Genomic DNA, 15,838 nt, shown 5'->3' with positions numbered 1-15,838 from the left:
TCTGACAGATTCACTGCTCCAGTACATACAACTGTTCTTATCCTCGCTACAACTTATTTATGATCTAAAAAACTAGCAACTTTAGTCGTAATCAAATCGATAGCAACGTGATTTTCGCCGCCTTCAGGCACGATGATATCTGCGTAACGTTTGGTCGGTTCGATAAATTGATGATACATCGGTTTGACCACTGTCAAATATTGTTCGATGACCGAGTCCAATGTTCTGCCACGTTCTTCCATATCTCGTTTGATTCGGCGGATGATGCGAATATCATCGTCTGTATCAACATAGACTTTAATGTCCATCAACTCACGCAAGCGTTCGTCTTCTAGAATTAAGATACCTTCTAAAATAATTACTTCTTTCGGTTCTTGAATGATCGTTGCTTGGCTTCTTGTGTGTGCAACATAATCATAGACTGGTTTTTCAATGGCTTTATAGTTCAGTAGTTCTTCTACATGCTGAATCAGCAGATCATTATCAAAGGCAAAGGGATGATCGTAATTCGTATTCAATCGTTCTTCAAAGCTTAAATTGCTTTGATCTTTATAATAAGAATCTTGTTCAAGCATCATGATGGAATGGTCTGGAAAATTATTGAAGATTGCGCGACTAACACTTGTTTTTCCGCTTCCTGATCCACCCGTCACACCAATGATAATTGGCTTGCTTTTTGTCATTGACTAAAACCTCTTTCATATCCGTTTTTTCATTCTAATCTATTATAGCGAAAAAACACGAAAATGCTATATTTTTCTGAAAATTAATGTACGTCTATTTCCAAAAGAGGATAAAGTTCAGCTAGTGAATCTACTCGATAAGTAGGTTTGATTTCAGTAATCTCAGGCAATTTATTTTTGTTGAACCAAATCGTATCGATTCCAGCAGCATTTCCACCTTTGATATCAGAAGTGAGCGAGTCACCGATAATCACTGTTTTTTCTTTTTCGAAATTTGGGATATGAGAGAATACATGGTCAAAGAAAGCCTTCATCGGTTTTTGTGCGCCGACATCTTCAGAAACAAAAATCTGTTTGAAATATCCTAGCATCTTCGCATCAGTCAAACGTTGGTATTGTGTCTTCGATACACCATTGGTCACGATATAGAGGTCTGCTTGATTTTCTAGTGCTTGAAGCAGTTCATGACTACCCTCGATCAAATCATGTCCTTGATTCAAATAGTGACGGTAGCGTTTTTCCATTGCTGCGCTATCAACGGTCTTTCCAAATTGTTGGAATAATAGTCCAAAACGATTGCCTGTAACTTCTTCTCTTGTCATATTTCCTTTTTCAAATTCACGCCACAAATGATGATTCAATGCTTTGTAACTTGTTCTCACTTCAGGAGTCAATTCGATTCCTTGTTCTGCAAACAATTCGTTCAAGGCCTTTGCTTCGGTTAATTGAAAGTCAAGCAATGTGTCATCTACGTCAAATAATATTGTTTGATAGTTCATTTTATCTTCTCCTATTTAAAATACATTTTTAGTTGCTTTAATTCAGTGAGCGTCAACGACCGATAGGCGCCCACTGGCAATTTTTCATCTAATTGTAGCGGACCCATCTTAATTCTTCTGAGTTCTACTACTTTTTTCCCGCGAGCTAGAAACATCTTCTTAACTTGGTGGAACTTTCCTTCTTGAATCGTGACAGTCGCTGTACTGATCGTATTGGTTGCTTCTATGATCGTCAGTTCTGCAGGCAGACAGCGATACCCGCTATCAAATACGATTCCTTCTTTAAAAGCCCGACTATCCTCAGGCGTCAATTCTCTATTGACTGCTACTTGGTAAGTTTTTAGTACCTTCTTATCAGGAAGTAGCATCTCATAGCCTAGCTGCCCATTCGATGTCAGTAAGAGCAGCCCCGTCGTATCACGATCCAAGCGTCCTACAGGATACAAAGCCTGGGGCCGGTCTGCTGAAGCAATCAAATCTACTACAGTCATCTTTTCTTCATCTTTTACAGCAGTAACCGCCCCATTCGGCTTATTCAAGAGAAAGTAGGCTTCATTTGTAGTTAACCGCTTACCAGAAACTTCGATCTCGTGGAGCAAACTATCGACATTACGGTTTTGACTAAACTCGATTTGTCCATCTATTCGAACTTGCTTAGAAGCAAATAATCGTTTCATTTCTTTCCGTGTTGTTTGTAGCTGATCTTCAATCAATTTATCTAAACGCATAGGTGTTTCCTTTCTTATCCTACCAAGCATTATAACCCGAATATTTCTTCATGCAAATAATAAAACCAGCGTTATTCCTTGACTTAATCAAAAATTAGCGCTACGGTTAAGTAGTAAAGTGAATTGGATTTCTCATACACAGCGTAATGACCTGGTGGAGAAAAGTTGAATCCTGACTTTCTAAGGTAGATGCGTGCATCTACCCTTTTGCGCTTTTTTAAGCGCCCCTACCCAATAATGTGCAAGAGAATAGCCGCGGAAAAGTTCACTTAAATAAAATCTGCCCGTTACCAAAGCAGGCAGTCACATTTTAAGGAGGAATTTTGGTTATGTCAGTATCATTAGAAGTAAGTAAAAGAGAAGTACGTCCCCGTTCGTTAAGAAACAAATTGCGTCATGAAGGTAAAGTCCCAGCTATCGTTTATGGCTACAATGTTGAAAGCACACCAATCTCGTTTGATGGTCAAACATTTAGCAAATTATTACGTGAAAATGGTGCGAATGCCGTAGTGACAATGAACATTGACGGAAACAAAGTCAACACATTGGTTCATAAAGTCCAAACAAATACCTTTACCAACCATTTTGAACATGTCGAATTTTTATCTGTTAACATGTCAGAAGAAACAGAAGTTGAAACAGAAATTGTTCTAATTGGTGAAGCTGCAGGTGCTAAATCTGGCGGTGTATTAGCTCAAAACCTATACACAGTTCTTGTATCTGCTACACCAGATAACTTGCCAGAACGTATCGAAGTAGATGTAACAAACTTAGACTTAGGTGATTCGATCACTGTGGCAGATCTACCAGAAAACAACGAATATAAAGTTGTAACGGATAGTGAAGAACAAATCGCTGCTGTCGTAGCTCCAGCAGAAGAAACTGAAACAACTGATGTAGCAAGCGAACCAGAAGTAATTGGTTCACCTGAAGAATAACAGAAAAATTGTTCATGCCAAAAGCGTTGGAAACTGCGCTTTTGGCATATTTTTTTCTCTCTTTAAAAAAAACTTATATTTTGAAAAAAAGTATGCGATTATTGTTGCATTTTTTAAAAATCTTTATTAGAATGAACCATCGTTACAGTAAGTATCATTCGTTTATCCTAAACGAAAAAGTGTACATGTCTATTCGATAAAACAAAGGAGGTTAAACAGATGTTTGAAAGTTTTGACAGCAGTCGCAACCGGTATGCCTCTGTAGGTGTTGTATCGAGTTTGCCAGATGAATTGATTGATAGTATCTGGTTTATTATTGACCTAGACCTTAAGGGAGTCATCTCATTAGATAATATTTTAGCCTTTGATTTAATAGAGAATAATGGAAAAGTAACCATCCATTTTTCACAAGCAGGCAGTGAGGTAGAAATGGACATTGATTTACCATTTCGGTATTCTTCACAATTTCCAAGCCAAGTCTATGCTTATGATGATGGCACAAGAGAAACGATTCTTTTACCAAGTGAGATTAAACAGTATTGAAGTTGACACATAACAATGTCGCTTTTTGATCCGTACGTTCAGGCCAAGCAGTTGATCTTTTGAATTTATTCGTTGAATTCATTCAGTGGCTCACTTCTTGGCTTGTTTCATGGTGTGGTTTATTGAAAATGAATTATGAAAATTCCAAGAAAACAGAGAAAACACTCCGTTTTTTCATTAATTTCTAATTGGTATTCTTAGGATAAACACTATATACTACTAACTAAATTTTAAAGACAATAAGGAGTTTAAAAGATGCGCGATTTAACAAAAGGAAGTCCGGCTAAGCTAATTTTAATGTTCACTGTTCCTTTGCTCATTGGTAATGTCTTTCAACAGTTCTACAATATGGTCGATATGATCATCGTTGGACAGACATTAGGAAAAAACGCGTTGGCCGCTGTTGGCGCTACTGGAAGTTTGACCTTTTTGATTATTGGGTTTGCCCAAGGGTTAACAGCTGGACTAGCGATCATCACCGCCCAACGATATGGTGCAAAAGATTACCGTGGCCTTAAGAAAAGCTTTGCTGCAAGTGTTGTAATAAGTTTGATTGTCACTATTGTTTTAACTGTCCTTAGCCTAGTATTCATTCATCCGATGCTTCAATTGATGCAAACTCCACCTGAAATCATTGATCAAGCACAAACATTTATCTCGATCATTTTACTAGGGATTTTTGCATCTATGAGTTTTAATCTGCTTTCAAACGTTATTCGTGCGCTCGGTGACAGCAGAACGCCTTTGTTCTTTTTGATTATCGCAGTTATCATCAATGTCGTGCTTGATTTGATTTTCATTATCTTCTTTGGCATGGGTGTAGAGGGAGCAGCCATCGCAACGGTGATTGCCCAAGTTAGCTCAAGTGTATTGTGTCTCGTGTATATCAAAAAGAAGATTCCATTGCTGCAACTACGTAAAAAAGATTTTTCATTTGATAAAGAAGAAATCCGTGTCCATCTAAATGCTGCTTTGCCAATGGCTTTTCAATCATCGATTATTGCTATCGGAGCGATCGTTCTTCAAGCAGCTTTAAATAGCCTAGGTACAGACGTCGTTGCTGCTCAAGCCGCAGCTAGCCGAATTGATCAATTTGCCAATCAGCCAATGATGTCATTTGGGATTGCTATGGCGACTTTCAGTGCTCAAAACTACGGAGCAAAAGAATATGGTCGTATCCTAAAAGGTGTCAAACAAACATTGATGATGAGTATTGGCTTTAGTCTTGTTGCTGGAGCAACAGTGATTTTCTTTGGTCATTCATTGATGAAACTATTTGTTTCATCCTCTGAAACGAGAGTATTTGAATTAGCACAGACCTATTTCAACATCAATGGTTCTTTGTATTGGATCTTAGCGATCTTGTTCATCTTGCGCTACACTTTACAAGGACTTGGACAAAGCAAAATACCGACCATCGCAGGAATGATGGAATTGCTGATGCGTTCATTTGCAGCAATTATTTTGACAGGTATGTTGGGATATGCCGGTGCCGCAGCTGCTTCTCCACTTGCATGGGCTGGTTCTGTTGCTGTCCTACTGTACTCTTACCTTCGTTCAATGAAACAACTAAAACAATTGGACAACGAACAACATTTCTCATTGGATGATGCTGAAGTCCGTTATGACAGTATCCACTGATCCAAGATTAGAAAAAGTTCGGTACAGAAGCGTTTAACTCCGAGAAATAAGCTTAAGAAAATAGAGGGTAGAATCAGCGATCGCTGATTCTACCCTCTATTCTTGTTCTATTGCTCTTTTTGCTCTTTTTTATCTTCTTTAACTGGTTTTTTTATGACTTTGAAATAGTCGATGTGTGCATGGTTGTATTCTAAAACAGTGAATTGAAAACTTTCAAGTAAGATCACCTTACCTGCTTCGATATTTTTTTCGTAGTGAGACATGAAACCCGCTAATGTGATAAAAGGCGAGTCAACAAATGCCGGGATCGAAACATCAAAGTAACGTTCGAAATCATCTAATGTCAGTTTTCCTGAAACAATGTAACTGCCATCTGCTTGTTTTGCCACAAGAGCTTCATCCAAATCCGTTTCGTCACGAATTTCTCCGACGATTTCTTCTAAAATATCTTCGATCGTCACTAACCCGCTTGTTCCACCATATTCATCTTTTAAAATTGCAATGTGTTTGCCTTTTTTACGCATGATCGTCAATAATTTTTTGATTGGGATCGTTTCAGTCGTCACAATTGGTTCTTCAATCAACTGTTCTACTGGCAACTGATCATCTTTATACGATTGTTTGATTAAATCTGGCAACGTCACATACCCGATAATATTATCCTTTGATTCTAAAATGACAGGGTATCGCGTATGTCCTTGTTTGATTGATTCTTGGATTGCTTGTTTCACTGTATCACTTGCTTCAAATACTTGCATCGATGTTCGATCCACTTGGATATCTCTTGCAAGCGTGTCATCAAATTCAAAGACATTTTCTAAGTAATGGTATTCTTCCTTCGTTAATTCCCCTTTTTCATAAGAATTCAATGCAACTAAAGTTAGTTCTTCTTGTGACAAGGTTTCTTCCCCTTCAGATACCAATTTCACGCCTAATAATTTTCCAAGACCTGCCGCTGAGTGATTGAGTATCCAAATAAAAGGAAACATGAGTTTATAAAAGTAATGTAATGGTCTTACCACAAATAAAACGACCTGTTCTGTATTGACGATACTATAACTTTTTGGCAAAAGTTCACCGATCACGACATCGATATAGGTAACGATAATAAATCCTAAAGCAACAGAAATCGTACCACTTAATGCGGAACTAAAAGGCAACTTGCCAAGCCATGGTTCTAACAAAGCAGCTACAGAGCCTTCTCCAACCCACCCAATAATCAATCCTGTTAACGTGATTCCTAATTGACTTGCAGATAAATAGTTATCTAAATGATGTGTGACATGAAGTGCTAGTTTCGCATTTTTTACGTTTTCCTTTTCTAGTTGCTCTAAACGTGAACGCCGTATCTTTACTAATGCAAATTCACTTGCTACAAAAAATGAAGTAATTGCAATCATCAAAAATAAGATGACAAAATTAAGTACCATAAATTCCCGCCTCTCTTTTCCATCTCCATTGTACCTCTTTTCTAAAAATTTTTGATAAAAATAGAATAGACTTTCTCTACCTTCTGTATAAAGTGAGTATTTCATCAAGCAATTTCTTAGCGGTAACCGAAAAATTCTTGCCTTAGAAAAAAGCAATCCCTCCTACCCAAAATAATCCCCTACAATAAAACAGAAAAAAACGATGAAAAGGAGAATCCATCATGCCTAATAAACAAGTGGACAAAAAAAAGATTATTCTGGAACATAGCGTTAAAGCCTGGAATACCATGTGTAAAACCTACGGACCGCCTGATACCTTAACATTTTTAGCTAAATTCAACTATAGTCTTGAGGGCCTTGCATTTATTATCAATAACCTTGATTTGCCAAGTTCACTAGACCGTGCAAAAATAGTCAAAGAATTATTTAAGCTTGATAAGAGTCAAGTATTCAACGACTTCAAAACCAATCAGGAGCTTCTAAATACGATCAATGCTTGGAATGCGATGTTGAACATCCACGGTCCAAATGAAACATTGGCTTTTTTATCTCTACGTAATTATAGCGCTAAGACCATCCAATTCCTGATAGCGAACCTTGAGTTGCCATCATCAATAAATCCTGTAATCGCAGCAGAAAACATCATTGAAAACAAGAACAGGGGAATGGCCACAGATCTCATAGGTAATCAAAATTTACTGACCACCATTAAATACTTGGATAAAATGCTGGGTGTACACGGACCTAAAGAGACGTTAGACTTTCTTGCTTCTTGCAACTACAGCAAAGGAAGCATCAAATTTCTTACCGCTAACATCCACTTACCGAAATCACTGAATCGAGCAGTTGAAGCAGAAAAGATCATAAAAAAAATACCAATAAAAACAAACACAGATTTTCTATCTAATCAAAATCTGCTCTATACCGTTACCTATTTAAATAAAATGTTAGACGTATATGGACCAAATGAAACGTTGACTTTTCTAGCCACTTGCAACTATAACCATCAGAGCATCAAATTTCTTACAGCCAATCTCCGTTTACCTAAATCAATCGATAAATCGATTGAAGCAGAAAAACTCATTAAAAACACTAAAGAAGGATACAGCTCAGATTTCACTACGAACACGAAATTGATCAGTATCATGAACAAATGGCTGATGCGGTCTAAAAATCAAGGACTAAACGAAACATTAGTATCTTTGTCTAAAACAAGTTATAGAGCTAAAAGCATCAAACTTATCGTCGCAAATCTTCCTTTTCCTGAAACAATGGACCGAGCAACTGAAGCAAAAAGAATAATCAAAAGTACAAACAAGAATGTTATTTCGAAGTTCAAAAAAGACCTACCGGATCTAGCAGAAAAAAAGCTAGACTTACATACATTAACGAACCTTATCTATAGTTTTGATTTACCTGAAAATGATGTGAAAGTATTAAAAAAAGAGGCCATTGTAAAAACACAAGAAGCAATCGGACGAGATGTGCAGGCTGATCTAAATAAAAAAAGACTAAATGACAAAATGGAACAACTTCAAATCAGTGTACCAAACTACATAAAACAAATTCAACAAGAACCAAATGATATCGAAACCTATCTTGATACAATGTACCTCAGACAAGTAAAAGAAAAAGCTAATATTCGTACACTACCTTCGAACAGTCCCTCTGTTGTAACAAGTAAAAACAAAGATACATCCCACCACAGATAGAAGACAATAAAACTAAGACAAAAGAAATACCCGAATGAGCGTGGGACAAAACTAAAAATCAGTTTTGCCACAGACTCTAACTCCGAATAAACGGTGGGAGCAGAAGCAACTCCTTCTTAAATAAGCCGAAATTCACAAAAATTTGAAAAGCAATTTTCGTGAATTTCTTCTTATTTCTCGGAGTTAAACACTTCTGTCCCAACCTCATTCAGGTAGTTCATTCATTTTTTATCCCAACTTTTATTGAGGTTTTTCAGTTATTTTTTTTCGTTCTTTTAACCACGTTTTTCTGGTCAAACCAATCAACAATGGAACTGTTTCGTGCTTGACTTCGCTGTATTCCAGACCAAACCATGTTTCTGGGGTTGTTGCGTATTTTTTGATTGCGAGTTTTGCCTGCATGATTTGGCGATCCCATTTATTCAACGTTGTGACATTTGAAACAACTTCATCAATCAAGATAAACTGAAAATCGCCTACTTCTCTACCTGGCGTCAAAGAGTAAGTTTGTGGTTGCTTAGGAAGACGTCCTTGTTTCATTAAATCATGGATGATCTGACGAACATACACATTGATTTCTTGTTGGACTCTAAAACCTAAGAATAAGTTGACTTGTACAATAAAATCCGTATCCATCATGTCGATCTGATATTCTTTTGTATACGGTTCATCAGTTACTTCCACATGGACAAACCAATAGACACGTGCTCGTTTTGGTCGTTTATCAAGGATCGAATAAACGAATTGTCTACCCACTTTCCCTTCAGCCATATCAGGTACCAATAACACGATATTTGTCTGATAAAGTGGCAACGATCTGTCATCGCGCAATTTAGCCAGTTGTGGAATGTATTCTTTCAATGCAACATCTTCCGCTACAGATTCGCGAATGATATTACCACGCTCCCAAATAAACATGACCGCTAAAATTACTAATGCGATCAAGACTGCAACAAAGCCGCCGTGGAAGAATTTTACGATACTTGAGATGAAAAAGACGATCTCGATTACGCCAAAAAAGAAAGTCACAATATGCGCAAACCATTTAGAATAACCATTTTGGATCAAATAGAAATAGAGCAATGCTGTAGTCATCAGCATCGTAACCGTGATCGACAGACCATACGCTGCTTCCATATGATGGGAAGTCCTAAAGGTTACAACAACTAATGAACAGGCAAGCCATAAAATCAAGTTGACTGCTGGAATGTACATTTGCCCAATACTGCTACCTGGATACATGATTTTCAATCGCGGCAATAGCTTCAATTTAATCGCTTCAGAAACTAACGTAAATGAGCCTGTGATCAAAGCTTGTGAAGCAATAACTGCGGCAATAGTCGCGAACGCTACCCCAATGATCAACCAGCCATTCGGCAACATTTGGAAAAATGGATTCAGATTCTTGATCTGCTGCATCTCTGGATTTTGGTACACAGTCAGCAACCAAGCAGCTTGTCCGAAATAATTCAATACCAGACATATTTTGACATATGGCCAACTTAAGCGAATATTCAATTTTCCTACGTGTCCTAGATCTGAATATAGCGCTTCTGCCCCTGTTGTTGCTAGAAAGATATTCCCTAAGATAAATAATCCTAGTTTGTTATCCGGACTTAACAGCAATTGGACTGCATAATAAGGATTCAATGCGCGGATCACTGTCCAATCTTGACTGAAATTCACCAATCCCATCACACCTAAAAAAGTAAACCATAAAAACATGATTGGTCCAAACGCCTTACCGACAACTTCTGTCCCAAAACGTTGAACCATAAACAACACTAAGATAATCACTAAAGTAATAATAACAATAATATTTTGATCATTCCCAAAACGATCAAAAAATTGTGGAATACCTCTTAACCCCTCGATTGCCGTTGTGACAGTTACCGCAGGCGTCAACACACCATCTGCTAGTAAAGCCGCACCACCGATCATCGCAGGAATAATCAGATACTTGCCACCTTTTCTTACCAAGGTATATAAAGAAAAGATTCCTCCTTCACCGTGGTTATCTGCGTTCAATGCAATCACCACGTATTTGACTGTAGTAAGCAACGTCAGCGTCCAGAAAATCAATGATACAGAACCGATCACAAAATCCGGATTGATTCCGCGTAGTCCGCCGTTGTCTTCGACGATGGCTTTCATTACATACAATGGACTGGTACCGATATCTCCATATACAACGCCCATTGCCACTAAAAGACCGGCCATTGAAATCTTCTTAGTATTATGTTTTGTTGTCAACTTTCTTCCTCATTTCCTCTAACATTCACTCCTGAAAGTCTGCCTTTGTTCAGATTTTTTCTAAGTGTCTCCTCATTATCTTAGGAAGATTCTAATGTGTCAATCATTTCAGCTATTTTTTATTTCCAATAATGTCGGCGAATATAATCGGCTAAAAACGTATAAACACCTAGACAAAAAAGTGCCCCCAACAAGGAAGGAACAAGATAGAAGCCACTGATAGAAGGACCCAACTCTCCAAGAATGGATTCGCCAAGCCAACTACCCAAGAACCCGATCAATACCATGCCTGTTGCACCTCCTGGTACTTCTTCATTTAATATCAAGCTAGCAATGAGTCCTAATATGCCTCCAACAATCAATGTCAGTAAAAAGTGTAGCATCTCCGTCCCTCCTTTTTCTAAAAACTGATTATATGCCTATTTTACGCTGATTTAGCGAATCGACCAAGGATTAAGCGGTTCGATTTTTATCTGGTATCCATAGAGATTAGTCCCAATTTTGTAGAGAATCAATTAGCTAATCATGAGAAACAAAAAAGCATCATGATGAAACCACCATGAGCTAAATATTTCTTCCTTTTTACTGTGTTACTTTCATAAAAGAATGAGATTACCCCCAAAAATAGATCTATATCTCTCTGCTCAACTTACCAGATTCCAGCACCAACCGTTGACTATAGTGATTCAATAAATTCTGCGGAATGTGGTGATCTACCTCGATGATCGTGCGCCCTAACGAGAATAGATTCTCGTGTATTTCTGCTGAAGTTTGTTCGTCTAAAGAAGCCGTTCCTTCATCAACGATTAGAATCGGTCGATCAAAAACCAGTGATCTAGCGATTTCGATTCGTTTCATCTCTCCTCCTGAAAGATTTGAATCAGGGTCAAGAAGTTGATTCCCCGTTAAACCAAATCTGGCAACGAGTTCTGTCAGATTTGCCTTTTCACATGCCTCTTCGATTATTTTTAAGTCGACCGTTTTTCCTAGCGTCAAGTTATAAAGCAATGTATTTTTAAAAATGATAGGTTTTTGATGAATGATACCAAATAGATGGTTCACATCAGATGTTGATGCAAAAGTCCCATTCATCGTCAAACGACCGGCATCTGGTATGATCCGCCCTTCAATGATTTTTAGTAATGTTGATTTACCTGCGCCAGATTTTCCTTGAATCAAAATTCTTTCTCCACTATTTATCTGCAAATCAACGGCGGACAAGATTTCTTTGCCATTATACTGAAATTGAACGCCCTCCAATTTCAGTGATTCAAACTGATTGCTTTTCGATGACAAATCAATAACTGGTGACAGCTTAGTACTCGTTGTATCTTTTATCTCGGTTTCGATAGCTGACACACTATCAATCGAATTTTTGATATTCATTAAGCTGATGATTGAATTGATGATGCCATTGTTCACGTTAAGAACAGCCATAAAAGCTGCTAACGTAATCATCTGAGCATTCACAAAAACAATCCCAAAGCCGATCGGAATGAAAAAAGCAATATAGCCAATCAATTCAATCATTACTCCAGCCAAAGATAACGTCGTTTTCATATTTTTGTTTTTTGTTTCGATTTTATCAATTTCCCCTTGGAGCACTTTTTCATTTTCGCCAATCGCTCCGTACTGATAAAAAGCAGGTAGGCCTTTTAAAAATTCAGTCATCGCAAAATAAAATTCTTTCGCCTGCTTCGTCCATGCTTGAGTCGCATTTTTTACTTTATCTTTCGTAAAATGTTGGACAATTATCGGCAAAAAAGAAAATGCAACAAAAATAACAGCTAATAAAGCACTATTGTACACAGCAAAAAGAATGGAAAAGACAGCTGTCGTCCCTAATCTGACAACGTCAAACCGAAGCATCAAGTTTTTTTCTTCATATTGTTTACAGTCATTCTGGATAAAGGAAATCGTTTTTTCAACTCTACCAGGGGTAATTTCTGTCTCGTGCTTTATTTGATTCTCATATTCTTGCATCAGTACCGAATGCTTGATGTCCGCGTTTACTTCTTTGACATATTGATTGACAAACCATGTTCTAGCCGCCTTTATCCCAGCAAATAAAACAAAGAAAGCTAAGACCAAACCAATAAATTGAACAATTGTTTGATAAGAATGTCCTGAAACCAAGACAAAAACTCTTGAGAACGCCCATGAAGTAAAAACTGGTTCAAGCGCCATTAAGCCACTAAAGAGATAGCCCATTTTTTTCATTTCTTCTACCCCCTATTTCCATACTACTATTTGTACATCAACAAACTTAGATATTTACCAATTTATGATTTATCCAAGTTGCGATACGATTTTCTTTCGTTGCTCGACTCAATTTTTAAAATTATATATTTCGAAATACTTCATTTACTTTGTATGGATACTGTTGTTCGACAATAAAAAACTCTCTTTTTTCTGATAATTCAGATAATTTAGTGTCTACTCATTCTTAAAATTTTTTTGGAACACCTTTATGATATCGCAAAAAAGAACGAATTGGTATGTTTTTAGAGATACTCTTCGCTTCCATTTGGGGTATTTGTACATTTTCAATCTCGATGAACTATCAATAATACCTAAACATACCATAATATACTTGCAAGGATATCGAATTCTAGGTACAATTCGCCAAATTTACACCAACTGAATTCCATCACTGATATTTATACTTTTTAGGCATTTTTATGTATCAAAAGAATTGAGGCTTATTACTTTGTTGGCTGAACATTTATCTGTCCCTTCATTTTAACCCAGCAAATTGATTTTTTCTTCTACATAGCGTACATAATTATCCTTCTCCCAAAAATGTAAAGCAAAAACCAGTTCCGCCTTTTTCTGTTGATCGTAAATATCATCCGTCGATAAAAAAGAGAAAACTTTCCATGCAATTTTTGCATCCGTGCTATTAAATTTGTCAGAAAACTGTTTTAGTTCTCTAAAGAAATAAGTGAAAAGTTCAGTTGAACCTCGTTCAAAAGCCAACTGCGTTCCATTAATCAAAAAAGATGCCATATCGCGATTAAAATATAGGTCATCAACATACGTTTTCATTTTTTTGACCGAGCATTTCGAGTGGTCGAAAATATACTCATCACTAAAACAAAATAACGTATTGATAAAAATCGATAGTTCGAACCTGCCCCAATTTTCGATGGAATCAAGATAATCCTTAATGATTTTTTGAGCATCTATAGAATCGACTTGAATAGCATCGTTTTCTCTTTTCCTAATCAGAACATAGCTAGCATGCAAAAGTTTGTAATAATAATCATCCGTCGAATAATATTGCTCATTCAGGAATTTGGCAAATTCTGAGTCATATGGTCGACGAAGCTTGTCAAAAAAAACTTTTGATAACTTTCTTTTTTCACTCAAATTATTGTCATCAAGCATAAATTGGTATTCTTCTAAGGTGACATTCATTCGGTCTAAATATTATAAGATATTTTTGTCGCATTATTTTCAAATGAAGCTAACGTGCTTCTTTGTGAAATACCTTGCGCTAATTTTTCTTGCGATAGTCCTCGTTCCAGTCTTAACTTTTTGATTAAACTCGAATGGTTCATGATCACATCTCCTTTTTATGACGAAATACCATACTTTTCTAAGAAGAAGATGAATTCCTCCTACATAATGAAGTTATCAAAAGCGAGGAGGGGGATAGTATGTACTTATACGCAGTTGGTGATAATATTTGGGAACTAGTTCCATCATTGTAGGATAATATCACATAAAGGACTAATTCACTACGATGCAACAATAACTACCACTATCAGTATTAGTATAAAATATTCACAACAAAGATGAAAGCCTTCATTATTTGTAATATGAAGAAATACAAAAACAAAGCGAAAAATTACAAAGTTCTGTATTCGATACATAGTTTCATTAAAAAAGGGAGGTGATCATATGTTATGGCAATTGAAAAAGGATTTAAAGACTTGGCAAACTCTCCAAGAAACAACCACCAAATTATTAGGCGTCTCACTCTTATTGATTGATAGTCAAGGTGAACCAGTAACGGAAATCACCAACGCTTGTCTTTTTTGTGAAGCCGCCCGTTCAAAAGAGGTTTGTTTGCAATCTGATCGCCGCGCTGCTACTCACTGTATCCAACAAAAAAAATCGCATTTGATTTATCGTTGTCCCTATCAATTCGTGAACATCGTTTTCCCGATTTACGTTGATGGACGGCATGTCGGCACCCTTTTTATCGGTCAATTGAAACAGCAAAATCAACAAAACTACACATTGATTCCGTCTGTTGTATCCGCTCAGAAAAAAGAAGTTGAACAATTCACTCCTCAATTGATCCAATTTTACCATCAGCATCCACTGTCAGAAGATGAAAAAATCACTTTGCTCGTGCGTCATGGTGAATCCATTGTACAATTGATCACTACCCAATTGGAAGATAAAATCAAACTTGGCAAGTACCAAGCCACATTTGTTGATGCCCTACCACCTGTAAATGAACTTAATATGACTCTAATCGACCGCGCGACCGCCATCTTAAATGACCACCCTGGCAAAGTCTATCGGTTATCAGAATTAGCCCAAGAGTTGAACTGTTCGATCAGCACCTTGAAAAAGCTGTTCCAACGCAATTTGAATCTAAGTTTTTCCGCTTATTACACTCAGCTAAAAATCGCCAATACCAAAAAATTATTGGCTTTTACCAATGAGACGACTTGCTCGATTGCCGAAAAATTAGGTTACACCAATCCTTCTGTACTCTATAAAAAATTCAAACGCGAAACAGGGCAAACGATGAGCGAATACCGCACTTCACGTAACGCTGAATTGCACGCCGAAAAAAGTAGGCGCACGATACAATAACTATCGAAGTTGGCTATGTGACTGTAAGTTTCAGATAGTTTTGCTCAGAAAAAAAAGAGGTTGGGACAAAACTAAAAATCAGTTTTGCCACAGACTCTAACTCCGAATAAACGGTGGGAGCAGAAGCAACTCCTTCGGAAATAAGCCGAAATTCACAAAAATTTGAAAAGCAATTTTCGTGAATTTCTTCTTATTTCTCGGAGTTAAACACTTCTGTCCCAACCTCTTTCGTTTGGAGTGGACAGTGAGAATTACTCTCAAAAAATCGGTCTTCTCAAAAATTTGAAAAACAAAT

General features: G+C 37.1%; 14 protein-coding genes. 5 read left to right on the top strand and 9 right to left on the bottom strand.

Annotated elements, in window-relative coordinates:
• Window positions 1-53 precede the first annotated feature (53 nt).
• From udk to CJZ72_RS05985, 3 genes are all read right to left on the bottom strand, one after another.
• Window positions 54-683: a uridine kinase gene (gene udk, locus CJZ72_RS05995; RefSeq protein WP_005875342.1), complete on the bottom strand. Its 630-nt coding sequence runs from the start codon at window positions 681-683 to the stop codon at window positions 54-56.
• A gap of 83 nt (window positions 684-766) precedes the next feature.
• A complete protein-coding gene (locus tag CJZ72_RS05990) occupies window positions 767-1,462 on the bottom strand; it encodes a YjjG family noncanonical pyrimidine nucleotidase (protein WP_081133774.1) in 696 nt (231 codons plus the stop codon).
• Between the two features lie 11 nt (window positions 1,463-1,473).
• A complete protein-coding gene (locus CJZ72_RS05985) occupies window positions 1,474-2,190 on the bottom strand; it encodes a 16S rRNA pseudouridine(516) synthase (protein ID WP_081133773.1) in 717 nt (238 codons plus the stop codon).
• Between the two features lie 329 nt (window positions 2,191-2,519).
• On the opposite strand from CJZ72_RS05985, the gene CJZ72_RS05980 reads away from it, so the two are divergent.
• The 3 genes from CJZ72_RS05980 (at window position 2,520) to CJZ72_RS05970 (ending at window position 5,312) form a co-directional block, all read left to right on the top strand.
• Window positions 2,520-3,128: a 50S ribosomal protein L25/general stress protein Ctc gene (locus CJZ72_RS05980; RefSeq protein ID WP_081133772.1), complete on the top strand. Its 609-nt coding sequence runs from the start codon at window positions 2,520-2,522 to the stop codon at window positions 3,126-3,128.
• 219 nt (window positions 3,129-3,347) lie between these two features.
• Entirely contained in the window at window positions 3,348-3,671 is a 324-nt protein-coding gene (locus tag CJZ72_RS05975) for a DUF960 domain-containing protein (protein WP_005875335.1), read from the top strand.
• 255 nt (window positions 3,672-3,926) lie between these two features.
• Window positions 3,927-5,312: an MATE family efflux transporter gene (locus tag CJZ72_RS05970; protein WP_081133771.1), complete on the top strand. Its 1,386-nt coding sequence runs from the start codon at window positions 3,927-3,929 to the stop codon at window positions 5,310-5,312.
• Window positions 5,313-5,419: 107 nt separating this feature from the next.
• Here the strand turns inward: CJZ72_RS05970 and CJZ72_RS05965 are convergent, their stop codons facing one another.
• Window positions 5,420-6,742, bottom strand: a complete 1,323-nt coding sequence (locus tag CJZ72_RS05965; RefSeq protein WP_095444032.1) for a hemolysin family protein — start codon at window positions 6,740-6,742, stop codon at window positions 5,420-5,422.
• A 221-nt stretch (window positions 6,743-6,963) separates the two neighbouring features.
• Here CJZ72_RS05965 and CJZ72_RS14690 point away from each other — a divergent pair, with 221 nt between their 5' ends.
• Complete coding sequence (locus CJZ72_RS14690) at window positions 6,964-8,454, top strand: hypothetical protein (RefSeq protein WP_227260207.1); 1,491 nt, start codon at window positions 6,964-6,966, stop codon at window positions 8,452-8,454.
• Between the two features lie 240 nt (window positions 8,455-8,694).
• Here CJZ72_RS14690 and CJZ72_RS05950 read toward each other — a convergent pair whose 3' ends face one another.
• The 5 genes from CJZ72_RS05950 to CJZ72_RS14685 form a co-directional block, all read right to left on the bottom strand.
• On the bottom strand, window positions 8,695-10,707 hold the full coding sequence (locus tag CJZ72_RS05950) for a KUP/HAK/KT family potassium transporter (protein ID WP_016177230.1): 2,013 nt from the start codon (window positions 10,705-10,707) through the stop codon (window positions 8,695-8,697).
• Window positions 10,708-10,826: 119 nt separating this feature from the next.
• The gene (locus tag CJZ72_RS05945) at window positions 10,827-11,090 is read right to left on the bottom strand and encodes a GlsB/YeaQ/YmgE family stress response membrane protein (protein ID WP_005875326.1); all 264 of its coding nucleotides are present in this window, start codon (window positions 11,088-11,090) and stop codon (window positions 10,827-10,829) included.
• A gap of 247 nt (window positions 11,091-11,337) precedes the next feature.
• Entirely contained in the window at window positions 11,338-12,927 is a 1,590-nt protein-coding gene (locus CJZ72_RS05940) for an ATP-binding cassette domain-containing protein (RefSeq protein WP_095443686.1), read from the bottom strand.
• A gap of 522 nt (window positions 12,928-13,449) precedes the next feature.
• The gene (locus CJZ72_RS05935) at window positions 13,450-14,127 is read right to left on the bottom strand and encodes an Rgg family transcriptional regulator (RefSeq protein ID WP_232509791.1); all 678 of its coding nucleotides are present in this window, start codon (window positions 14,125-14,127) and stop codon (window positions 13,450-13,452) included.
• 5 nt (window positions 14,128-14,132) lie between these two features.
• Window positions 14,133-14,270: a helix-turn-helix domain-containing protein gene (locus CJZ72_RS14685; protein ID WP_227260211.1), complete on the bottom strand. Its 138-nt coding sequence runs from the start codon at window positions 14,268-14,270 to the stop codon at window positions 14,133-14,135.
• 343 nt (window positions 14,271-14,613) lie between these two features.
• Between CJZ72_RS14685 and CJZ72_RS05930 the strand changes: the two genes are divergently transcribed.
• The gene (locus CJZ72_RS05930; protein ID WP_095443685.1) at window positions 14,614-15,543 is read left to right on the top strand and encodes a PocR ligand-binding domain-containing protein; all 930 of its coding nucleotides are present in this window, start codon (window positions 14,614-14,616) and stop codon (window positions 15,541-15,543) included.
• Window positions 15,544-15,838 lie beyond the last annotated feature (295 nt).

Origin of the sequence: Enterococcus durans (genome assembly GCF_002277935.1) — a bacterium.
GTDB classification, from domain to species: domain Bacteria; phylum Bacillota; class Bacilli; order Lactobacillales; family Enterococcaceae; genus Enterococcus_B; species Enterococcus_B durans.
Note: the sequence above shows the minus strand (reverse complement) of the source record. Positions and strands in the feature narration are given on the sequence as shown.